This window comes from Actinomadura physcomitrii (assembly GCF_008923205.2).
Lineage (GTDB): Bacteria > Actinomycetota > Actinomycetes > Streptosporangiales > Streptosporangiaceae > Spirillospora > Spirillospora physcomitrii.
This window is the reverse complement of sequence record NZ_WBMS02000007.1, coordinates 1-21,000: the sequence shown is the minus strand read 5'-3', so window position 1 is coordinate 21,000 and position 21,000 is coordinate 1. Positions and strand designations below refer to the sequence as shown.

General features: G+C 68.9%; 19 protein-coding genes. 12 read left to right on the top strand and 7 right to left on the bottom strand.

Annotated elements, in window-relative coordinates; genetic code table 11:
* Positions 1-101: 101 nt before the first annotated feature.
* The 6 genes from F8568_RS50270 to F8568_RS10695 all read right to left on the bottom strand — a co-directional run bounded on the left by F8568_RS50270 (position 102) and on the right by F8568_RS10695 (position 7,385).
* Positions 102-2,582 (bottom strand): CaiB/BaiF CoA transferase family protein, encoded by a 2,481-nt coding sequence (locus F8568_RS50270; RefSeq protein ID WP_202124776.1) that lies wholly within the window; start codon positions 2,580-2,582, stop codon positions 102-104.
* 152 nt (positions 2,583-2,734) lie between these two features.
* A complete protein-coding gene (locus F8568_RS10715; protein WP_151593380.1) occupies positions 2,735-3,340 on the bottom strand; it encodes a TetR/AcrR family transcriptional regulator in 606 nt (201 codons plus the stop codon).
* 120 nt (positions 3,341-3,460) lie between these two features.
* On the bottom strand, positions 3,461-4,942 hold the full coding sequence (locus F8568_RS10710; RefSeq protein ID WP_151593379.1) for a FadR/GntR family transcriptional regulator: 1,482 nt from the start codon (positions 4,940-4,942) through the stop codon (positions 3,461-3,463).
* An 87-nt stretch (positions 4,943-5,029) separates the two neighbouring features.
* On the bottom strand, positions 5,030-5,788 hold the full coding sequence (locus F8568_RS10705; protein WP_151593378.1) for an SDR family NAD(P)-dependent oxidoreductase: 759 nt from the start codon (positions 5,786-5,788) through the stop codon (positions 5,030-5,032).
* Between the two features lie 68 nt (positions 5,789-5,856).
* Complete coding sequence (locus F8568_RS49475; protein ID WP_151593377.1) at positions 5,857-6,627, bottom strand: FadR/GntR family transcriptional regulator; 771 nt, start codon at positions 6,625-6,627, stop codon at positions 5,857-5,859.
* Positions 6,612-7,385: an enoyl-CoA hydratase/isomerase family protein gene (locus F8568_RS10695; RefSeq protein WP_151593376.1), complete on the bottom strand. Its 774-nt coding sequence runs from the start codon at positions 7,383-7,385 to the stop codon at positions 6,612-6,614. The genes F8568_RS49475 and F8568_RS10695 overlap by 16 nt, the downstream gene beginning before the upstream one ends.
* 172 nt (positions 7,386-7,557) lie before the next feature.
* Between F8568_RS10695 and F8568_RS10690 the strand changes: the two genes are divergently transcribed.
* From F8568_RS10690 to F8568_RS10665, 6 genes are all read left to right on the top strand, one after another.
* Positions 7,558-8,010, top strand: a complete 453-nt coding sequence (locus F8568_RS10690) for a MarR family winged helix-turn-helix transcriptional regulator (RefSeq protein ID WP_151593375.1) — start codon at positions 7,558-7,560, stop codon at positions 8,008-8,010.
* Between the two features lie 16 nt (positions 8,011-8,026).
* Positions 8,027-9,343 carry an acyl-CoA dehydrogenase family protein gene (locus F8568_RS10685; RefSeq protein WP_151593374.1) on the top strand — a complete coding sequence of 439 codons (1,317 nt, stop codon included), beginning with the start codon at positions 8,027-8,029 and terminating at the stop codon, positions 9,341-9,343.
* Positions 9,340-10,083, top strand: a complete 744-nt coding sequence (locus tag F8568_RS10680; RefSeq protein ID WP_151593373.1) for an SDR family NAD(P)-dependent oxidoreductase — start codon at positions 9,340-9,342, stop codon at positions 10,081-10,083. Before F8568_RS10685 ends, F8568_RS10680 begins: the two co-directional genes overlap by 4 nt.
* Positions 10,083-11,096, top strand: coding sequence for a phosphotransferase family protein (locus tag F8568_RS10675; protein WP_151593372.1), 1,014 nt, complete (start codon positions 10,083-10,085; stop codon positions 11,094-11,096). Before F8568_RS10680 ends, F8568_RS10675 begins: the two co-directional genes overlap by 1 nt.
* A gap of 67 nt (positions 11,097-11,163) precedes the next feature.
* A complete protein-coding gene (locus F8568_RS10670) occupies positions 11,164-11,943 on the top strand; it encodes an enoyl-CoA hydratase (protein ID WP_151593371.1) in 780 nt (259 codons plus the stop codon).
* On the top strand, positions 11,940-12,743 hold the full coding sequence (locus tag F8568_RS10665) for an enoyl-CoA hydratase/isomerase family protein (RefSeq protein ID WP_151593370.1): 804 nt from the start codon (positions 11,940-11,942) through the stop codon (positions 12,741-12,743). Before F8568_RS10670 ends, F8568_RS10665 begins: the two co-directional genes overlap by 4 nt.
* A gap of 39 nt (positions 12,744-12,782) precedes the next feature.
* Here the strand turns inward: F8568_RS10665 and F8568_RS10660 are convergent, their stop codons facing one another.
* The gene (locus tag F8568_RS10660) at positions 12,783-13,424 is read right to left on the bottom strand and encodes a TetR/AcrR family transcriptional regulator (protein WP_202124775.1); all 642 of its coding nucleotides are present in this window, start codon (positions 13,422-13,424) and stop codon (positions 12,783-12,785) included.
* Between the two features lie 135 nt (positions 13,425-13,559).
* Between F8568_RS10660 and F8568_RS10655 the strand changes: the two genes are divergently transcribed.
* The 6 genes from F8568_RS10655 (at position 13,560) to F8568_RS10630 (ending at position 20,930) form a co-directional block, all read left to right on the top strand.
* Positions 13,560-15,011, top strand: a complete 1,452-nt coding sequence (locus tag F8568_RS10655) for an aldehyde dehydrogenase family protein (RefSeq protein ID WP_151593369.1) — start codon at positions 13,560-13,562, stop codon at positions 15,009-15,011.
* A 29-nt stretch (positions 15,012-15,040) separates the two neighbouring features.
* Positions 15,041-15,859 carry a mycofactocin-coupled SDR family oxidoreductase gene (locus F8568_RS10650; protein ID WP_151593368.1) on the top strand — a complete coding sequence of 273 codons (819 nt, stop codon included), beginning with the start codon at positions 15,041-15,043 and terminating at the stop codon, positions 15,857-15,859.
* 14 nt (positions 15,860-15,873) lie between these two features.
* Positions 15,874-17,082: a cytochrome P450 gene (locus F8568_RS10645; protein ID WP_151593367.1), complete on the top strand. Its 1,209-nt coding sequence runs from the start codon at positions 15,874-15,876 to the stop codon at positions 17,080-17,082.
* Positions 17,083-17,160: 78 nt separating this feature from the next.
* Positions 17,161-17,427: a hypothetical protein gene (locus F8568_RS10640; protein WP_151593366.1), complete on the top strand. Its 267-nt coding sequence runs from the start codon at positions 17,161-17,163 to the stop codon at positions 17,425-17,427.
* Positions 17,424-18,995, top strand: a complete 1,572-nt coding sequence (locus F8568_RS10635; RefSeq protein ID WP_151593365.1) for a class I adenylate-forming enzyme family protein — start codon at positions 17,424-17,426, stop codon at positions 18,993-18,995. The genes F8568_RS10640 and F8568_RS10635 overlap by 4 nt, the downstream gene beginning before the upstream one ends.
* A 648-nt stretch (positions 18,996-19,643) precedes the next feature.
* Positions 19,644-20,930 (top strand): hypothetical protein, encoded by a 1,287-nt coding sequence (locus F8568_RS10630; RefSeq protein ID WP_151593364.1) that lies wholly within the window; start codon positions 19,644-19,646, stop codon positions 20,928-20,930.
* Positions 20,931-21,000 lie beyond the last annotated feature (70 nt).

Genomic DNA, 21,000 nt, shown 5'->3' with positions numbered 1-21,000 from the left:
GCCAGAGGAGAGTCGGCCCGGTGTGTCCATGCTTGCGTGAAAACGGCTTTTTCAGTCCTAGCGCATAGATACCCATCTTGTCAATAGTGGTCTCGTCGGCGTCAGCCGATGACGCCGCGCTCGCGCAGGGCGGCGATGGCGCTCTCGTCGTAGCCGAGCTCGCTCAGCACGGCATCGGTGTGCTCGCCGACCGAGCACCCGCCCTCGGCTCTGGTCGCCGAACGCGAGAAGCGCACGAGCGGTCCCATCCGCAGATGCTCATCGAAGATCGCGTTGGCCGCCGTGACGCAGTACTCCGCCGCGAGCGCCTCGTCGGTCTGCAGGAGAAGTTCCGGAAGCCGTTCGGTGACCTGCACGCACCCGACGTCGGCCTTGGTGAGAAGAGCCTCCCACTCGCCGGCCGGCCGGCGCGAGAACACTCCGGCCAGCGTTTCCGCCAGCGCCTCGTCGTTCCTGCGCCGCGCCTCCCGCGTCGCGAAGCGTTCGCCGCCGAGGTCGGCCTCCCCGGCGAGCGCCGCCGCCAGCTGCTCCCATTCCCCGGGCTCGGGGGCCGCGAGGAACACCCACCCTTCGGAGGCCTCGTACATCCGGTAGAGCGCGTTGAACCCGTGCCCGTCCGGATCCGGCGCCGGCGCCGGCGCGCGCCCCGGGTAGTCGACGACCTGCTCCAGAATCGCATGCGTCGCGCTCCCTACCATGGTGGCGGTCAGCTGCCCCATCGGCCGGCCGAGCCGCCGGGCCAGCGCGCCGAGCAGGATCGTGGACGCGACGCCGAGGGCCGCGATGCCGTCGGCTTGCATGGTCGGTACCGCGGTCGCGGTCTGCAGCCGCATGGCCCCGGCCTTGATCTCCCTCAGAGACTCCGTCGCGTGCGCGGCGTCCGGTGCGTCCGTGAGCGCCAGCCCGAAAGCGGCACCGATGGAGGGAGCGTAGGCGGGCCGCTTGCCGGAGGGGCCGCCGGTCCCATAGCCGGGCGCGTTGACGTAGATCAGGTCCGGGTTGACCCTGCGCAGCGCCTCGGCGTCCACACCCGCGCGCTCTGCCGCGCCCGCACGGAAACTCTGCAGAACCACGTCCGCCTTGGCGGCCAGCTCGCGAACGATGCGCAGCCCTTCCTCCGTCGTGAGGTCCAGCGCGACGCTTTCCTTGCCTTGCAGCACCTTCGCGCCACCGGACTCCGGGAACGGACCGATGTTGCGGATGCCGTCGCCTTCCTTCGCCTCGACCTTGATCACGCGGGCGCCGAAGTCGGTGAGGACCGTCGCACCGTACGGTCCGGCGAACATCGTCCCGAGCTCCAAAATCGTGAGGCCCTCGAGCGGAAGCGTCGGCGGTGCCTCCGGTGGGGCGGCCGCGGGTGATGCGGGCGCCGCGGACGCCGCCCTCTGCCGCAGCTCGTCGCCATGCTCGTCCTCACGTGGCGCGGGACGGGGCGCGCTGAGCGGCATCTCGTTCTCGTGCACGAGCGTGGACGGCTGGACGACCCGGCCGAACTCCGGGTCGTCGACCTCGGCCACCCGCCGGTCGTGGTCCAGCTGCGGATGGTTCAGCACATCCGGACCGGCCCGGAACACCTCGGCCATGATGTCGGGGTTGGTGTCGAAGACCTGCTGCCACTCGGCGAGCGTCCGCTCCTGCACCTTCCTGATCATGATTTCCCAGAGCTCGGTTCGCAGCTCCTGGGTCTCCAGGACCGGAAGCCCCTTCCACTTCGGATCCGCCAGCATCTCCGTCAGGCCGAACTCCTTGAGCATGGCGGCGAACAGCCGGGGGGCCGTCTGCGCGAACTGCAGCCAGTGGCCGTCCTTGGTCGGTGCGATGAGCAGCGGGTAGACCAGTGGCGCTTGCGGCTCACCGTCTTCGGTGAACGCCTCGACGTTCTGGTAGGCGTCGGGCCAGCGGAGCCCGACCATCTCGGTGAACCATGTCCAGGTGTCAAGAGCGGTGACGCCGCGGACCATGTCCGCCTCGACGTGCTGGCCGCGGCCGCTCGACGCGCGTTCGAAGAGCGCGGTGAGAATGCCGTGGACCGCGGTCTGTGAGGCGCCCCATCCCGCATAGGGAACGGACACGAAGGCCGGCCCGGGCCGTGTGACCATCCGGCTCTTCGTCTGGAACATGCCGAGCTTGGCCATCACCATGCCCTCGTAGCCCTTGAGGTGGGCCCAGGGACCGGACGCGCCGAACCCCGTGATGGCCGCGCTGACCAGGCGCGGGTTGAGAGCGGCGAGGTCGGCTGGGGCGAGTCGCAGCCGGGCGGCCGTCTGCGGCCGGAGGGTCATGACGAATACGTCGGCGGTGGCGATCAGGCCGTTCAACGTCGCTCGGCCGGCGTCGGCATGCAGGTCCAGGCTGATGCTCCGCTTCCCGCGGGCCAGGGCCGGCCAGGCGGCCCGGTCGCGCAGCGGGCTGCCACCAGGCGGCTCGACCTGGACGACGTCCGCGCCCGCGTCGGCGAGGAACTGCGTCGCCTGCGCCCCGGGGAACGTGCTCGACAGATCGACGACCGTGATCCCGGCAAGCGGACCCCCCGGGCGTCGCTCGTGCCCGGCCACCGTGTTCGCCGCAGGACCTTCGCCCACCGTGCCACCTCCATGAAGAGCAAGAATCTATATTCTTTAACTCGGTACGATACGTAGTGGACTGTGAGCCGGGCAACACACCGGACACAAAAGATTGCACTGAATAGGCCGAGGGTTGCTAGAGGCGTCCGCTCCGCGCTGGGAGCGGGGTCCTAGTTCGCGGGGCGGCCCGCGCCGAGCGCACGCAGCGCGAAACCGGTGATCTGCGCGGCGACGGTCACCGCGTCGTCACGCGCTGCCCCGGTCATCTGGTCCTCGAAGGCCTGCCCCAGCACGGCGCGAATCGAACGCGCGTCGGGTTCCGGGTCGGTCCAGGGGAACGAGCCGTCCGCCTGACCGGCCCGCAGGATCTCGACGATGAGCTCCTCCTGCTCGGCGAGCGCCCGAGCGCGCTCCTCGGCGTAGCCGCGTGCGCGAGTCGCCTCACCCGAGCTGAGAGCCAGCACGCGCCTGCGACGTCGGTCGTCGGCGGTGATGTGCAGCATCCCGTTGACCAGGGCCCCGAGTGCCTCGGCCGGACTGTTCGCGGTAGAGGTGAGCGAGCGCAACTCCGTCATGACCCGGATGCCGTCCCGGCGGAACATGGCCAGGAACAGGGCGTCCTTGGACTCGAAATGCCGGTAGAAGGCACGCGTCGACAGTCCGGCGGCGGTGAGGATCTCCGTGATGGACACCGGTGCGCCCTCGGCCCCGGCCAGGCAGCGGTAAGCGGCGTCGATTATGCGCACCCTCTCCGCGGCCTGACCTTGCACCGGCACGATCCCTTCCTACGTCTCGCGGCCCGGACAGCGCATGCGGCGGTCTTCGGCTCCTTGAGACAGCCTATCCGGGCAGGGACGCGTCGGCGGGGTGGCGCGGAGCGACGCGGGCGGGCGAGATCAGTGCCACCACTCGTTGAGGATGGCGAGGTGACGGCGCATCCGGTAGCGGGCGAGGCTCTCGTCACCCGCGAGGATCGCCTCCAGGATGCCCTGGTGGACCCGCTCGACCTCCACCGCCGTTTCGGCGCCCGGCAACGGCGGTGTCTGGGTGCTCGCGTGCCGCGTCCACAACTCGGTGAGGACGCGCAGGAACAGCATCAGTACGGGGTTGCCCGCCAGCAGCGCCAGTTCCCTATGAAAGGGGTCCTGCGGTGCTCCGCGATCGTCGTGCGGCCAGATCACTTTCACGGCGTTCCGCAGGCGGGTGGAGACGCCTGGCTCGTCGCGCCGGGCGATGACCGGGCCGAGCGACCCGAGCTCGATCGCTTCGCGGACCGACAGAAGATTCGCCACGCCGGCGCGCTGGTAGTCGAGATACAGCGCCATCGTCTCGATACTGGCGCGCGGGTCCGGTGCGGTGACCAGCAGGCCGCCGCCGGGCCCTCTGCGCATCCGGGCGACTCCGTGGTACTCCAGCAGGCGGACGGCCTCGCGGAGTACCGCGCGGCTGACGCCGTGACGTGCGAGAAGCTCCGCCTCCGAGCCGAGCGCCTCCCCGATCGGCCAGTCGTCGGCGGCGATCTGGTGATGGATCCTGGAGGCCACCACTTCGCCGAGTTTGCCGTCGGGCGCCTCGATCAGCGGCGGCGCTATCCGGGCGTCCGGGCCGCCGTTCCGGTGCGTCCTCAGCCAGTCGGCCGTCGCGGTGAGGTGCTCTGCGATCAGTGCCCCGGCCTGTCCGGTGCCGCCGGAGATGACGGCCTCGACGATCGCCGTATGGTGGCGGCCGGCTGACTCCTTGCTGCGCACCGCCTCTGCCTTCGGCGTGTGCGTCGCGGTGTGCGCGTACCGGGTCGTCAACCGCGTGAGGATCTCGATGAACGCCCGGAGCACCGGATTGCCGGACAACTCCCCGAGCGCGAGGTGCAGCGCGTCCTGGGACCAGATGCCCGGCTCTTCGCGCCGTTGTGCCTCCTCTTCCAAGAGGTTCCTCAGCCGCCGGACTCCGTCCTCGGTAAGGCGTTCGGCCGCCAGTTCCGCGGCGCGCGGCTCCAGCAGCAGCCGCGCGCCGATCAGGTCGTCGACACTGGTGCCGACATAGTCGAGATAGATGACCATCGCTCGGGTGGCGGGCGCCGCGTCGGGTGCCGTCACGAACAGGCCCCCGCCGGGACCGCGGCGCATCCGGGCCACCTGATGATGCTCCACCAGGCGCAGGGCCTCGCGCAGGACGGCCCGGCTCACGCCGTACCGGTCCTGGAGGTCCTGTTCGGACCCGAGGTTGCGGCCGACCGGCCAGCCGGCCGACATGATCCCGTCTTCGATCCGTCGGGCGACCTGTGCTCCGAGCGATCCGCCGCGTGCGTCGGATCGGGAGTCCCGTTCGGATGCGGTCTCGGCTTCGCCCACTGGCGAGAGGCCCGCAGCAGGCGTCGTCATGTGGCGGGGAGCTCCTCACAGATCGGGGATGAGTATCCTCAGTTTAGTCGATCAGGAGGACGCCACGAAGCGCCGACCGGACGAGCGTCAGCGCGGAGCGAAGCGCTGGCCGGCGTCCAGCCGCAGGCACTGCCCGTTCAGCATCTGGTTGTCGACGATCGAGAGCACCAGCTTGGCGTACTCCTCCGGGCGGCCCATCCGCTTAGGGAACGCGGCGTCCTTGGTCAGCGCCTTGGCGAAGTCGTCCGGGATCTTGGACGTGATGCCCGTCGCGAAGAGGCTCGGTGCGATGGCGAGGACCCGGATGCCGAGCGAGCCGAGGTCGCGGGCCATGGTGAGGCACATGCCGGCGATTCCGGCCTTGGCGGCGGTGTAGGCGACCTGACCGATCTGCCCCTCGAACGCGGCGATGGACGCCGTGTTGACGATCACGCCGCGCTCCTCGTCCTCCGGCTCGTTGGCGCTCATGTGCGCGGCCATCAGCCGGGAGATATTGAAGGTGGCGACCAGGTTCAGGTCGATGACCCCCCGGAAGCTCTCCAGGTCGTGCGGCCCTTCCTTGCCCAGCGTCCGCTTGGCGATTCCGCCACCCGCCGTGGTGACGCTGACGTGCACCCCGCCGAGGTCCTCGACCGCGGCGTTGATCGCGGTCTCGGCGGCTTCGAAGTCGGTGATGTCGACCGGGTGGAACGGCCCGTCCAGCTGCGCGGCCACCTTCTCGCCCTCCGACTCCGGGCGGTCCAGGATGGCCACCTTCGCCCCGCGTCGCGCGAGGAGTTCGGCCGACGCCCGTCCCATGCCGGACGCTCCGCCGACCACGATGGCCTTCTTGCCGTTGATCTCCATGCTGTCCTCCTCAACCGGCGTGCACGCTCGCGGGATGCACGCTCCCGGGCGGCACTAAGATAACTAAGTTAGTCTAGTATGTCGATGACCTGGCGGCGAGCGGCGCCCGGGTCCTCGAACAGGTGCTCCTGCGCCCGGCGCATGTGCTCCGCCCAGTGCCGCTCAGCGCCGGCGCCGTCCCGCCGGCGGACCAGTTCCACGAGCCGCTTGTACGAACGCAGCGCCAGCCGGTTGCTCTCCTCGAGCGCCGCGCCTTGCCGCGGCGTCTCGTCGTAGGCGGTGGCGATCTGCCGCGACATGATCTCGCCGAGCAGCGTCACCATGGTCGACAGCGTGCGGTTGCCCGACAACTCCACGACCCGTTGATGGAATCGGACCGTTGCGGCCCCGAACCGTCCGTCGACGGCGGCCTCGACCTTCTCCAACTCCGCGGCCAGCGCATCGTGGTCGGCGTCGGACCCCGCCTCGGCCAGCAGCCGTGCCGCTGGTGGTTCGATCACCATCCGTGCCGCGTAGACGTCCTCGACCGTCGTGTCCTGCAGTGCCAGAAGGAGGCTGAAGATCGGTGCGGCCGCCTCGGGCCCCGGGATGCTGACCCGTGCCCCGCCCGGCGGTCCACGCCGGACCCGCACCAGCGAGTCCGCCTCCAGTAGGCGGAACGCCTCGCGCAGTGTCGGCCGCGACACCCCGAACCGCTCGATGAGTTCGGGCTCCGTCGGCAGCCAGTCGCCTTCCCGCAGTTCGCCGCGCACGATCTGCTTGCGGATCTGATCGGCCACCAGATCCGCCATCTTCTTCGGCCGCAGTTCGGGCCCTCGCCGCATCAGCGCAGCGCCCATTCGCGCCTCGACACGGCCGAACGCTCGACCTCTGCCTGCCCGATCGGGTTGCCGATCTGCGTGTAGGACAGTCCGGTCCGCAGTGCCTGCGTCCGGGTGGAATCGAGTGATTCCCACACGGCCCGGACGGTTCCCTGCACGGCCGCCGGCGGCTTTGCGGCAATGATCCGCGCGAGCTCAGCGCCCCGGTCCCAGAGCTCCTCGCGCGGCAGGACCTCGCTGACGAGGCCGATCTCCAGCGCCCGCTTCGCGGACATGCGCTCGTCCAGGCCGAGCAGTGCGATGCGCATGACCTCGCCGACCGGGATGCGCCGGGCGAGCCCGATCGGCTCCAGCGCCGCGGTGAGCCCGTAGCTCACGTGCGGGTCGAAGAACGTGGCGTCCTCCGAACAGATCACTATGTCCGACTCGTTGATCCAGTAGAAAGCGCCGCCCGCGGCCATCCCGTGCACGCAGCAGACCACGGGCTTCCACACGTAGTTGAGCTTCGGGGACAGCTGGGCGCCCGGGTCCTCCTGCGTCCAGACGTTTTCGGGGCGGTGGATGCCCTGCTTGACGTCGACGCCGGTGCAGAAGGCCCGGTCTCCGGCCGCGCGGAGGACGACGACATGGACGTCGTCGTCCTCCCGGACCATCTTCCAGATGTCGGTGAACTCGCCGCACATCGCCTGGTTGAAGCTGTTCATCGCCTCTGGCCGGTTCAACGTGACCGTCGCGACGTGGCCGGTGACCTCGTAGGTCACGGTCGTGAAGCCCATCCGTCCTCCAGATCTGAAGAATCTATATTCATAAGATCTATAGCGCCTCCCGCGCCAGAACGGAAGTCGAGGGCGGCCTTCGACGAGCCGTCCCGGGATCGAGACGCACCGCATGGCGGCTTGAAAGATCATCGGTATTGACAAGTAATATTCATAACGACAACATGTTGTCATGTTCCCGGATGACGATCACCCGCTGGCCGAGCTCGTCGACGAGGTGCTGCGCTGCCATGGCAGATTGCTCACCGCGACCGCGAACCTCGGCACCGGGGACGGGCTGACCGGCGCCCAGCTGCTCGTGCTCACCACCGTCGTCCGGGCGGACCACGCGCCCACCGTCCCCCAGATAGGCCGCAGTCTCGGCCATTCACGGCAGGCCGTGCAGCGGCTCGCCGACGCGCTCACGGAGCGCGGACTGATCGAGGCCGTGGACAACCCCGACCACAAGCGCGCACGCCGGCTCGTCCCGACCGAGGCCGGGCGGCGCGCCTACGAGAGCAGCAACGCGCGCAGCCGCGACTGGGCCGCGCGCATTACCGAGGACATGAGCCCCGCCGAACTGACCGCGGCCACCGAGACCCTCAGGCGGTTGCGCCGGCGGCTGGAGGCCGACAACCCCCGATGAGCTCCGAGGAGGCCCCGTGTGGGACTTCAGCACTGATCCCGAGTTCCAGGCGAAGCTGGACTGGATGGACACCTTCGTCCGCGAGGAGGTCGAGCCACTCGACCTGCTGTTCCCGAGCGGCGGTGCTCCTTATGACGTAAGCGACTCGGCGGCACGCGCGATCCTTCGTCCGCTGCAGGTACAGGTCAAGGAGCAGGGGTTGTGGGCCTGCCACCTCGGCCCCGAGCTGGGCGGCCAAGGGTACGGCCAGCTCAAGCTGGCCCTCATGAACGAGATCCTCGGACGGTCGTACTGGGCACCGACGGTCTTCGGCACGGCGGCGCCCGACACCGGCAACGCCGAGATCCTCGCCATGTTCGGAACGGAGGAGCAGAAGGCCGTCTACCTGCGCCCCCTGCTGGACGGGGAGATCGTGTCCGCGTACTCGATGACCGAGCCGCATGCTGGTGCCGACCCCAAGGAGTTCACGTGCCGGGCGTACCGGGACGGTGACGGCTGGGTCATCGACGGGGAGAAATGGTTCACCTCGAACGCCCGGTACGCCGAGTTCATCATCGTCATGGCGGTGACCGACCCGGATGCGCGGCCGCACGAGCGGATGTCGATGTTCGTCGTCCCCGCGGACACCCCCGGCATCGAGATCAAGCGCAACGTCGCGACGATGGCCGAGCGCGACGACCTGGACGAAGGGATCCACGCGTACATCCGCTACGACCATGTCCGCGTGCCCGCCGACGCACTGCTCGGAGGCCCGGGGGAGGGGTTCCGGGTAGCGCAGGCGCGGCTGGGCGGCGGCCGCGTGCACCACGCGATGCGGACGGTCGGCCAATGCCGGCGCGCGTTCGACATGATGTGCGAGCGCGCGCTGTCCCGGCGGACGCAGGGAGAACGCCTCGCCGACAAACAGGCCGTGCAGGCGTTCATCGCCGACTCGTGGATCGAGCTGCAGCAGTACCGGCTGCTCGTCCTCAACACCGCCTGGACCATCGACACCCAGCCGCACGGCGCCGCGCGCACACAGATCGCGATGTGCAAGGTCGCGATGGCGAAGGTCTACCACGACATCGTCCAGCGAGCGCTCCACCTGCACGGCTCGCTGGGGACCACACACGAAACGCCGCTGGCGGGCATGTGGATGAGCGTCCCGGCCCTCGCGCTCGCCGACGGCCCGACCGAGGTGCACCGGACCACGATCGCCAAGCAGATGCTGCGGCGGTACCGGCCCGCGGAGGGCCTGTTCCCATCGGAGCACATCCCGCCCAGGCTTGCGGCGGCGCGCGAGCGCTACGCCTCGATCCTTGAGGAGCACGGCGTCAAGGAGCATGTGCGATGAGCGATCTCTTCGACCTGGGCGGCAAGGTCGCACTGATCACGGGAGGCAGCCGCGGACTCGGCCGAGAGATGGCTCTTGCGTTCGCCCGTGCCGGCGCTGATGTCGTCGTCACAAGCAGGAAGGTGGACGCCTGCCGGGAGGTGGCCACCGAGATCGAGTCGCTCGGACGCCGCGCGCTGCCGTACGCCTGCCACGTCGGAAAGTGGGACGAGATCGACGCCCTCGTAGAGGCGGCGTACGCCACGTTCGGGCACGTCGACATCCTGGTCAACAACGCGGGGATGTCTCCGCTGGCGCCCTCGTCGGCGGAGACCAGCGAGGACCTGTTCGACAAGGTCGTGGCCGTCAATTTCAAGGGCCCGTTCCGGCTCGGCGCCCTGGTCGGCCGGCGCATGGCCGACGGCGATGGCGGCTCGATCATCAACGTCTCCTCCTCCGGTGCGCTGATGCCGCGACCACGTTTCGGGCCCTATGCCGGCGCCAAGGCGGCCCTGAACGCCCTCACTCAGGTGCTCGCTTTGGAGTACGGGCCGTCGGTCCGGGTGAACACGATCTCGGCGGGCCCGTTCCTCACGGACATCTCCAAGGCCTGGCCGGCGGAGGCTCGCGAGCGCGCCCGCAGCGCGGCGGGCCGTCCCGGGCGGCCAGAAGAGATCGTGACAAGCGCCCTCTACCTGGCCAGCCCCGCGTCCAGCTTCACCACGGGAGCGCTGCTACGCGTGGACGGGGGTCTCTACTGATGACGGACGAACTGGAGTTCTCATTACGAGAACGCGCGACCAAGGCGGCACAGACGTGGGCGCCTGGTGCCGAGGTCACCGAAGTCGCGCCACTGACCGGCGGTGCCTCCAGCCTCACATTCGTGGCGCATCTTCGATCGGAGGGGCGGCAGGAGGAGCGAGTGGTGCTCAAGGTCGCGCCACCGGGGCTCTCGCCGGTACGAAACCGGGACGTACTGCGACAGGCGCGGGTCATGCGAGCGTTGCACGGACGACCCGGTGTCCGAGTCCCTCCGGTGCTGTTCGAAGACCCGGGTGAGCCACCGGACACGCCCCCCTTCCTCGCGATGGGGCTGGTACCGGGGGAGTGCGCTGAGCCGGTGCTCGAAGAAGAGCGGGATCCTGCCGGATTCGCGGCTGTGCGGTCCAGCGCGCTCGACGCCGCAGCGGTGCTCGCTGCGATTCACTCGGTCCCTCCGAGGGGGGCGGGGCTGGAGGCCGAACCGGTCGTGACGCTCGCGGACGAGATCGACCGTTGGACGCGCGCCTTCGCGACGGTCCCGCCCGATCTGCAACACGAGTACGAACGGTGTGCCCGCGCACTCCACGCGACGATTCCCGCTCCTCTCGATCCCGTCATCAACCACGGCGACTACCGGCTCGGCAACACGCTGTGCCGTCGCGGCCGGGTCGAGGCGGTGATCGACTGGGAGATCTGGTCGGTCGGCGATCCACGGGTCGACCTCGCCTGGTTCACCTTCTTCACCGACGAGGCCAGGCACCCGGCGGCGCCATCCGATGAGCCGAGCGGCATGCCGCCGGGCACGGAACTGCTCGCCGCCTACGTCGCGGCCGGCGGCCGGCAAGTGCCCGACCTCACCTGGTTCGAGGCGCTCACCCATTACAAGGAGGCGGGAGCGACGGCACTGCTGATCAAACGCGGACGGCGTGCAGGAGAGCTCGCTCCGGCGATCGCCCGGATGGTGCCGGCGCTCCCTGGTCTGCTCGCCAAGGCCGAGGCACTCCTCGGCTGAGGGGCCAGGACGAAGCGAGTAGCGGAGCATTCCTTATACTGATCCTCACATGTTCCGTGGAGGAAAAATGAGCGATGGCCCCGTCATTCTCGCAGCCGACACTGGCGCCGTGCGAATCCTCACACTCAACCGTCCTGGTGCCCGCAATGCGCTGAGCAGTGAGCTGAACAACGCCCTGTATCGAGCTCTGGAGGAGGCGGACGGCGACGACGCGGTGAAGGCCGTGGTGGTCACCGGCGCCGATCCGGCGTTCTGCGCGGGACTGGACCTCAAGGAGGCGGGGGCCGAGGGCGCCGCGTTCTTCGAGCGGTTCCGCGGCGCCAACTGCATCGTGCGGATCGGTGAGATGCGCAAGCCGGTGGTCGGGGCGGTGAACGGCGCAGCGTTCACCGGGGGTCTGGAGATCGCGCTTGGGTGCGACTTCCTCGTGGCTTCCGAGCGCGCCGTGTTCGCCGACACCCATGTCCGCGTCGGCGTGCTGCCCGGGGGCGGCCTGACCGCCCGGCTGCCCCGGGTCGTCGGTGCGGCCAATGCGCGGCGGATGTCGATGACGGGTGAAGTGGTGGACGCGGCGTGCGCCGAGCGGATCGGGCTGGTGAGCGAGGTGGTGCCGCACGGCGAGCTTCTGGCGCGGGCACTGGCGTTGGCGTCCTCCGTCGCCGAGGTTCCGGCCGAAGCCATGCAGGACCTCAAGCGGATGTACAGCGAGAATCGCGGACTGGTGGACGACCTCGCCGCTGAGGTGGCCATCGCCGGTGCCTATCGCGCGGATTTCGACGGGATCGAAGGCCGGCGTGCCCAGGTGCAGAGCCGGAACCGTGCGCAGATCTCCCAGGAGGAGCGTTGAGCGAGATCGTGGTGACCCGGCCGCGGTCGGGCGTCACCCGTGTTGAGATGAACCGGCCCGAGCGGTTGAACGCGATGACCGTCGGGATGGTCGAGGGCCTGCACGCGGCGCTGGCCGAGGCGGGCGCGGACCCGGCCTGCCGGGTGGTCGTGCTGACCGGCGCGGGCCGCGGCTTCTGCGCGGGCCTCGACCTGGGCGGCTACGGCGACCCGGAGGGTGCGGAAGGTGCGGGCGCGGTGCAGCGGGGCCTGGCGACGCAGCGGCACATCGCCGGTCTGGTGCAGCGGATCCGGCGGCTGCCGCAGCCGGTGGTCGCGGAGGTGAACGGCGCGGCGGCGGGCGGCGGGCTGGCGCTGGTTCTGGCGTCGGACCTGCGGATCGCCGCGACGTCGGCGGTGTTCGCGGTGTCGTTCATGCGGGTCGGGTTCTCGGCCTGCGACATCGGCACGTCGTGGATGCTGCCGCGGCTGGTCGGCGCGGGGCGGGCGCACGAGCTGATGATGACCGCGCGGCGCTTCGACGCCGAGGAGGCGCTGCGCATCGGCATGCTCGCCGACGCCGTCGCGCCCGAGGAGCTGTCCGGACGTGTGGAAAGGGCGGTGGACGACCTGCTGTCGATGCCGCCGCTGTCGCTGTCGCTGACCAAGCAGGCGATGTGGCTGTCGCTGGAGATCCCCTCGTTCGACGCGGCCGTCGAGCTGGAGAACCGGCAGCAGGTCCTGACGATGATGACCGCCGACCAGACCGAGGCCATGACCGCCTACATGCAGAAGCGCGCCCCCGACTACGGCAACCACTGACGGGAGAACAGGGCGGCGCGTCGGGGCGGGGCGCTCCGCCTAAGGCTCCAGCAAGCGCATGACGAGGTCGACCGTCGATGTGCAGCGCGTCGCGAGGTCTGAGTCGCTCGCGAACGGCCTGCCAAGGCCGCGGTTGAGGACCTGCATCGTCACCGCGCCGTAGAGACATTCGACGACCGGGTCGACGGCGGCCTCGTCGATGGCGTCGCCACGTTCGCGTGCGCGCTCGAACACCCGCCGCGCGGCATGGCGGTGCCGCTGCGCGAGCTCCTTCGCGACGTTCTCGTAAGCAGGGTTCGCGACGGCGTCGACCGTGATCCGGAATGTCGCGTAGCCGACCGGCTCCAGTAGGAAGCGCAGAAGGTTCGTCGTCAGCTGGATGAGATCGCCGCGGAGCGATCCGGTGTCCACGGCCTCGATGCTCCTCGAACGCGCTCGGACGCTCTCTACCAGGAGTGCATCGCGATCCGCCCAACGCAGGTACAGGGTGGACTTTCCGACCCCGGCGCGGCGGGCGACGCCGTCCATCGTGAAGCGCGCCGCGCCGCGTTCGAGGAACTCGTTGATCGCCGCGTCGAGGATGCGCTGTTCGGCAATGGGGTCGCGCGGCCGGCCAGGACGTTTGCGAATCGTCGCGGCGGCACCGGTGTGCCGCTCATGAATGCCGGACATCGCGGTCATCACACCATGCCCTCCCCTCCCTGTCACGTGCTGGGGCTAATTTCCGACGATCTCGTCCGTAACTCTTGACCAAGCGCCCCCAGACGCAGATGATTGGGTAACTTAGTTAACCCGGTCGGTCTCGAGGAGTGCCGCATGTCCGACGTCGACCGCATGCCGCCGAAGGTCCACCTCCGGATCAACGGCGAGAAGCTCGAGAAGGGGTCCGGGGGGACCTACGAGCACATCAGCCCCGTCACCGAGCAGGTGGACGCCCGGATCCCGCTCGCCGGCGAAGAGGAGGTGGACCTCGCCGTCTCCAAGGCGCACGAGGCGTTCCAGATCTGGAAGCGCATGTCGCCGGCGCAGCGCCGGGAGCCGCTGAGGAAGCTGGCCGACCTGATCGAGGCGAACAGCGCGGAGTTCGCCAGGCTCGGCGCGCTCGACAACGGCACCCCCGTCACCATCGGTTCGGCGTTCCCCGCGACCTCCGCCGAGTGGACCCGTTACTACGCCGGATGGGCCGACAAGATCCAGGGAGACGTCACCGGCAACCCCGTCCAGGACGGTGAGCTCGGCTACACCCTCGCCCAGCCGTACGGTGTGGTCGGGATCATCATCACCTGGAACGGGCCGCTGATCTCGCTCGCGATGAAGATCCCGCCGGCGGTCGCAGCCGGCAACGCGGTGGTCGTCAAGCCGTCGGAGCTGACCCCGTTCAGCGGCGAGCTCTTCATGGACCTCGTCGAGGAGGCGGGCTTCCCGCCGGGCGTCATCAACGTCCTTCCCGGTACGGCGGAGGCCGGTGCCCGGCTGGTGGCCCATCCTCTGGTGAAGAAGGTCAGCTTCACGGGCGGTCCGGCCACGGCCACCAAGATCCTTGAGACCTGCGCGCCCGACATGAAGCCGGCGGTGCTGGAACTCGGTGGCAAGTCGGCCAACATCGTCTTCGAAGACGCCGACATCGAGGCCGCGTGCCACCTCGGCACGACATTCTCGCTGATCGCCCTGTCGGGGCAGGGATGCGCCTTCGCCACCCGGATGATCGTTCACGAGGACGTCTACGACCAGGTCGTCGATCAAGTGAAACTGATCGCCGGCAACATCCCGATCGGCGACCCGTTCGACCCCGGCATCATGTCCGGCCCGGTCGTCAACGAGGCCGCGGCTGAACGGATCATCAGCATGATCGAGCGCGCCAAGGAGCAGGGGGCGACCCTGGTGACCGGTGGCGCCCGGCTCGACCGGGTCGGCTACTTCATCCAGCCGACGGTGTTCACCGACGTCGACCCGGCCTCCGAGCTTGCGCAGACGGAGGTCTTCGGCCCGGTGCTCGCGATCTTCAAGTTCTCGACCGAGGAAGAGGCGATCGCGCTCGCCAACGGCACGCGCTACGCCCTCTCGTCGTACGTCCAGACCAGGGACCTCAAGCGTGCGATCCGCGTCGCCGCCGAGCTCGAGGCCGGCGAGACCCTCATCAACGGCGCCGTGAACCTCCAGGTGGGCCGCCCGTTCGGCGGCTTCGGCCTGTCGGGGGCGGGCAAGGAGGGTGGCCGGCAGGGGATCGAGGAGTTCCTCCGTATCCGCAGTGTCGGCATCGCCATCTGACCAGGCCCTCGAAGGACAGGAGACCCATCATGACCGGAAGCCTCGAGGGCCGCGTCGCCTTCATCACCGGAGCCGCCCGCGGTCAGGGGCGCGCGCACGCCGTGCGCCTCGCACGAGAGGGCGCCGACATCATCGGGCTCGACATATGCGAGGACATCGCCAGCTTCGACTACTCCTGTGCCACCTGGGAGGAACTTGAGGAGACCGCCGCCCTGGTCGCGAAGGAAGGGCGGAGGATGGTCACCGGCAAGGCCGACGTCCGCAACCCTGCGGCGGTGAAGCGGGTCTTCGATGACGGCTACGCCCAGCTCGGTCGCATCGACATCGTCATCGCCAACGCGGGAATGATCCGTTACGGCACCCCCCAGGACCCTGCCCAGGAATGGCAGGACACACTCGACGTCATCCTCACCGGCGCGTTCAACACCGTGCAGGCTTCGATCGGGAAGCTCATTGAGGGAGGCAACGGAGGATCGATCGTCCTGGTCAGCTCCAGCGCGGGGCTCAAGGGCACCGGCAGCGACCTGCCCTCAGCGCAGGCCTATACCGCGGCCAAGCGCGGCCTGGTCGGCTACATGCAGGTGCTCGCCCAGCAGTATGCCGAGCACTCGATCCGGGTCAACACCATTCACCCGACCGGCGTGGTCTCGGGCATGACCACGAACGAGGCGATGATGAAGATGGCCGCCGACCCGAACACCAACATCGCGGCCATGCAGAACCTGCTGCCCATCCAGATCCTCCAGCCGGAGGACATCGCCAACGCGGTGGCCTATCTCGTGAGCGACGAGGCGGCCTTCATCACCGGCACCCAGTGGGCGCTCGACGCCGGCTTCTCGGTGCGCTGAGAGATCGGACGGACATGGCGCTCACAGATCACCGGATGGTCGGAACAGGGCCGGTCGAAGATGCCGGCCGCCGGTTCGACGATCTCCGAAGGGAGCACCGGATCGTCAAGGTCGAGGAGCCCGAGCGTGACTACTGGATGGTGCTCGGCCACGACCTGACGCGCGAGTGCCTGCAGAACCCGTCCGCCTTCTCCAGCGAGGTCATCAACCCGCTTAACCCGGATCCACCGTTCAGGATGATTCCCATCCAGCTCGATCCGCCGGAGCACACGCGGTGGCGCCGCCTTCTGGCGCGGTATTTCTCACCGCGCCAGATGGCGCTGCTCCGGCCACGGCTCGAGCAGCGGACCAGGGAACTCGTGGCGGAGATCAGGAAGAAGGGGGAGTGCGACTACGTCTCCGAGTTCGCACTCCAGTTCCCGACCGTGGTCTTCCTCGAGATGATGGGCCTCCCGGTCGACGAGCTCCCGAGATTCCTGGAATGGGAGAAGCTCGCGCTGGCGCCCTCCGCGGACGGCACCTTCGACGCCGACCGTCAGGTCGCGGGGATCCTGTCCGTGGTCGGCTACTTCCAGGCCACGATCGCGCGCCTGCGCGACGGCGGCGCACCCGGCGATGATCTGCTCTCCCAGATGATGGAGTGGGAGTGGGACGGCGACCCGATCCCGGACGACGACCTGGTCAACTGCTGCCTCCTCCTGTTCCTCGCAGGCCTCGACACGGTCGCGATGAGTTTGTCGTTCGCGATGTACCACCTCGCGACCCATGACGCGGACCGTGCGCACGTCGCAGCGGTCGCGGCGGCGGGCGGTTCCATGGACGAGATCGTCGAGGAGATGCTGCGCTTCTACGCGGTGCCCGAGATCGGCAGGAAGGTCGTCCACGACATGGAGATCGACGGCCACCGGCTCAAGGCCGGTGACCTCGTCCTCTTCCCGCTGGTCGCAGGGAACCGCGACCACGCGCTGGTCGCGGGCGCTGACCACGTGGACCTGCAGCGGGGCCGTACCACTCCCCACCTGGCGTTCGGCGGCGGACCACATCGGTGCCTCGGCTCGCATCTGGCCCGGATCGAAATGAACATCGCGCTCCGCGGATGGCACGAGGCCATACCCGAGTACCGCCTGGTGCAGGGTGCGATGCCGAAGGCGTACTGGTCAAACGTGCATGGCCTTATGGAACTCCGGCTATCCGGCTTCGGGAAGCGTGAAGGCGTGGGGTGAGTCCAGAACCGTCGAGCCGTAGTACAAGGTTGACTTAGATAACCTGCTGTGTAGGGTATTCGAGCGGGGAGGGCCGCTGTGCGACCGTTGGACCAGTGTTTCGACGTCACCGAGAAGATCGGGACAGGAGAGCCGCTGAGCCAGACGGCCTGGATCCTCGCGCCGGAGGACGCCGAGGTGAAGGGTGCGATCCTGTGCCTGGCCTTCGGCACGTACGACAAGCGGTACTACCACAACTTTGCGGGGCGCCGGCGGGAGCTCTGGCATCGCCTCGCGTCCTGGGGTGACACGATCTCCGCCCGGCGCGGGACGCCCGTCGACAGCTTGAAGGGCGATGTGGAATGACGGTCGAGTACACGGCCGAGGTCCAGGCGAGTGCCCCTGCCGACCTGGCGGCCGCCTTGCGGGAAGGCGCTGCTCGGCGCCCCGCTGATCTGGTCTTTCACGGTGAATCGGGGACGACCGAGACCACGTCTCCGGAAATTCTCGAACGGGCCGGTCGGGTCGCCGCCGGGCTTGCCGGGCTCGGTGTCCGGCCTGGAGATGTCGTCGCCTTCCAGTTGACGAACCGGGTCGAGAACGCGATCGTCCACGCCGCCGTGCTGCTGTGCGGTGCGGTCGCGCTGCCCATCGTGCCGATCTACAAGCTCCGGGAGGTCTCCTTCGTCCTGCGTCAGTCCGGTGCAACGGCGCTGATCGCCTTCTGCGGGATGGCAGCGGAAATACAGGCCATCCGGGGTGGCCTTCCTGATCTCTGCGCTGTCATCGCGATCCGTGAGGGCAGCGACGTTCCGGTGCCGCGAGGTGCGACCGATTGGACGGAACTCGAGCTCAGCGAACCTTTGCCGATCCGGGCTCCCGCACCGTCGGAAGAGGTGGCCGTGCTGGTCTACACGTCCGGTACCACCACCGAGCCGAAGGGCGTTCAGCACACGCACCGGACGCTCATGGCGGAGATGGCCACGCTCCCCGGTGTCCGCCGCAACGCGGACGGTGTCGTCTACCTGGACGCATTCCCGCCCGGCCATGTCGCCGGCCTGAACGTCGTCCTTCGCGCATTGATCCATGGACTGTCGACCGTCTTCATGGAGCGCTGGAACGCCGAGGTCGCGCTGGATCTCATCCATCGCCACGGCGTCACCTCTTCGGCAGGTGTCCCGTTCCACTTGGCGGCGCTGCTCGACGCGGCGGACCACACCGGACTCGGCACCGGCACCTTGCGCGACTACCTCGTTGGCGCGGCCAGCGTTCCGCCCGTGCTGGTCGAACGCGCTCAACGCGCAGGCGTCGCGGCCTACCGTTCGTACGGATCCAGCGAGCACCCCACGATCAGCTCCGGCACTCCGGACGACCCGCTTATCAAACGCGCGCACACCGATGGACGACCGATGCCCGGCAACGAGATCCGCATCGTGGACGCCCAAGGTCGTGACGTGCCGCTCGGTCAGGACGGCGAGATCCTCTCTCGTGGTCCCGAACTGTTTCCGGGTTACCGCGACGATGCTTTGAACGCGACCACGTTCACGCAGGACGGTTGGCTCCGCACAGGGGATGTCGGGCGGATCGACGAGGACGGGTATCTGACGGTCACCGACCGGTTGAAGGACATCATCGTCCGGGGTGGAGAGAAGATCTCATCGAAAGAGGTTGAGGACCTGCTCGCCGCACACCCCGCCGTCGCCGAGGCCGTCGCCGTCGCCGAGCCCGACGAGCGCTACGGCGAACGCGTTTGCGCGTTCGCCGTACTGCATCCTGGTGCCTCCCTCGACCTGGACACCGTGCGTGAGCATTTCGCGGCTGCAGGAGCGGCCCGGCAAAAGACCCCGGAACGCCTTATCCTCGTCGACACCTTGCCGCGCACCGCGGCCGGGAAGGTCCGTAAGACCGAGCTGAGAGCCTCGCTCAACGGGTAGCCTGTTCGCGGCGCCGAAGCGATCCGAAGCCACCGCTGTGAGCCGTCGTCGCACCCAAGCAAAGGGACACCACCCAGGCTGGCAGGCAGACCTACGGTCCTTGCGCACGGATGCCCCAGTGGCGTGCTCCTGCGTAACACCGCTTCCGGCGCCCTGCCGATCCTTCGCCGCTCAGCGCAGCCGACCCGGAGCGCGCCACATGCACAGCGCAAGCGTGACCCGCTACCGCGCCACCCCTCGGTGACGACGAGGCCCCGCCCCGTCGACCGCGCTCGAAGTCGCTCGTTGGCCACCGCCCCCCAGGCGGCACCTGACTCCCTCGTCACGTCCACGGCAACCTGGCACGAGCCACCGGCGCCCCAGTGCACCTCGCACCAGCCCGCCGGCCAGGCCCGGGGACGCGAACAGCGCCCAGACCACCAGCGAGGAGTACGACCCGGCCTGGGGAGCGGCACACCTGGACCTACGGCTACGACATCCGCGGCCGCAAGACTGTCGAGAGCGACCCCGACAAGGGACCAGCCGGTACACCTACGACGACCTTGACCGACTCACCGTGACCGAGAACGCGGCGGGCGAGAAGGCGGCGTTCGTCTACGACGGCTCGGCCGCAAGACAGAGGAGCATGCCGGCTCGCCCACGGGGACGATGCTCGCGGAATGGGTGTACGACACCGTCCGCAAGGGGCAGCTTACGTCCGCCACCCGCTATGACGGGGCCGCCACCTACACCAGCAAGATCAATTACTACGATCCGCTCGACCGGCCGACCAGCACGACAGTCAAGCTCTCTGGGCTCCCGGCGGGCGACGCCCAGCTCGCCGCCACCAACGGCTACACCTTTACCAGCACCTACAACCCCGACGGGAGCCTCAAGACCCAGGGGATCCCCGCAGCTGGCGACCTGCCCGGCGAGAGCATGACGTTCACCTACGACGACTTCGGCCGTTCTACAAGGATGGCGAGCCAGCTGTCGTCGTACGTTGTCGGAACCGACTACGGCAAGACCGGCAAACTCATCGGCCTGCAACTGGCCACCGGCGCCGGTGACCGCAAGACCAGCCTCAGCTACACCTATGAGCTCGGGACGCAGCGGCTCAAGAGCGCCACGGTCGTCCACGACGGCCAGTCCGGAGTCGACCGCAGCGCGGTCTACAGCTACCAGGACGCCGGGAACATCAGCCAGATCGTCGATACCTCCCGCCAGGGCGTCGACAACCAGTGCTTCAAATACGACGATCTGCAGCGTCTCACCGACGCCTGGACCCAGAACGTCTCGGACGGCGGCACGGCCGCGTGCGCCGGAACCGCCGCCGGCGCCACCCTCGGCGGGCCCGCCCCGTACCGGGTGAGCTACGGCTACGACGAGACCGGCGACCGCAAGACTGAGACCTCCTACGGGTCGGGGGACCAGGTCCTGTCCAACCGGACCTATCGGTACGCCAACGGCGACGGCGTCGATCCGGCGTACGAGGGGCACGAACTCGCCGACGTCACACAGACGGGAGCGAGCCCCCACACCGAGACCTACGGGTACGACGCCACCGGCAACACCGTCACCCGAAAGATCGGGACCACGACCCAGCACTTGACCTGGAACGTCGAAGGGCGGCTCGTCAAGGTCGCCGACTCCGGCAAGGGCGACACGTCCTACGCCTACACCGCCGACGGTGACAGGTTGCTGCGCCGCGATCCCGGGGGCACGACCCTCTACCTGCCCGGCATGGAGGTGCGGCTGGACAAGGGAGCCTCGACCGCCAAGGCCGTCCGTTATTACAGCCACAACGAGCAGACCGTCGCCATGAGGAGCGGCGACGGGGTGACCTTCCTTGCCACCGATCCGCAAGGGACGGCGCAACTCGCCGTCAATCCGGCGAACGGCACTTCCAGTGAACGTTTTTCACCAGCAGCCGCGCGACGAATGATCACAGCATGATCGCGGACGGTGCGGCGGGCCCTGGAACGTGAAGAAGCCCTGGTAGGACGGGTGATCTCTCACAACCCAC

Bases quoted from the DNA above. Each gene is read 5' to 3' on its own strand.
- F8568_RS10710 (WP_151593379.1), bottom strand. From the start codon at position 4,942: ATGACGACGCCTGCTGCGGGCCTCTCGCCAGTGGGCGAAGCCGAGACC.
- F8568_RS10705 (WP_151593378.1), bottom strand. From the start codon at position 5,788: ATGGAGATCAACGGCAAGAAGGCCATCGTGGTCGGCGGAGCGTCCGGC.
- F8568_RS49475 (WP_151593377.1), bottom strand. From the start codon at position 6,627: ATGGGCGCTGCGCTGATGCGGCGAGGGCCCGAACTGCGGCCGAAGAAG.
- F8568_RS10695 (WP_151593376.1), bottom strand. From the start codon at position 7,385: ATGGGCTTCACGACCGTGACCTACGAGGTCACCGGCCACGTCGCGACG.
- F8568_RS10690 (WP_151593375.1), top strand. From the start codon at position 7,558: ATGTTCCCGGATGACGATCACCCGCTGGCCGAGCTCGTCGACGAGGTG.
- F8568_RS10680 (WP_151593373.1), top strand. From the start codon at position 9,340: ATGAGCGATCTCTTCGACCTGGGCGGCAAGGTCGCACTGATCACGGGA.
- F8568_RS10675 (WP_151593372.1), top strand. From the start codon at position 10,083: ATGACGGACGAACTGGAGTTCTCATTACGAGAACGCGCGACCAAGGCG.
- F8568_RS10670 (WP_151593371.1), top strand. From the start codon at position 11,164: ATGAGCGATGGCCCCGTCATTCTCGCAGCCGACACTGGCGCCGTGCGA.
- F8568_RS10660 (WP_202124775.1), bottom strand. From the start codon at position 13,424: ATGACCGCGATGTCCGGCATTCATGAGCGGCACACCGGTGCCGCCGCG.
- F8568_RS10655 (WP_151593369.1), top strand. From the start codon at position 13,560: ATGTCCGACGTCGACCGCATGCCGCCGAAGGTCCACCTCCGGATCAAC.
- F8568_RS10650 (WP_151593368.1), top strand. From the start codon at position 15,041: ATGACCGGAAGCCTCGAGGGCCGCGTCGCCTTCATCACCGGAGCCGCC.
- F8568_RS10645 (WP_151593367.1), top strand. From the start codon at position 15,874: ATGGCGCTCACAGATCACCGGATGGTCGGAACAGGGCCGGTCGAAGAT.
- F8568_RS10635 (WP_151593365.1), top strand. From the start codon at position 17,424: ATGACGGTCGAGTACACGGCCGAGGTCCAGGCGAGTGCCCCTGCCGAC.
- F8568_RS10630 (WP_151593364.1), top strand. From the start codon at position 19,644: ATGCTCGCGGAATGGGTGTACGACACCGTCCGCAAGGGGCAGCTTACG.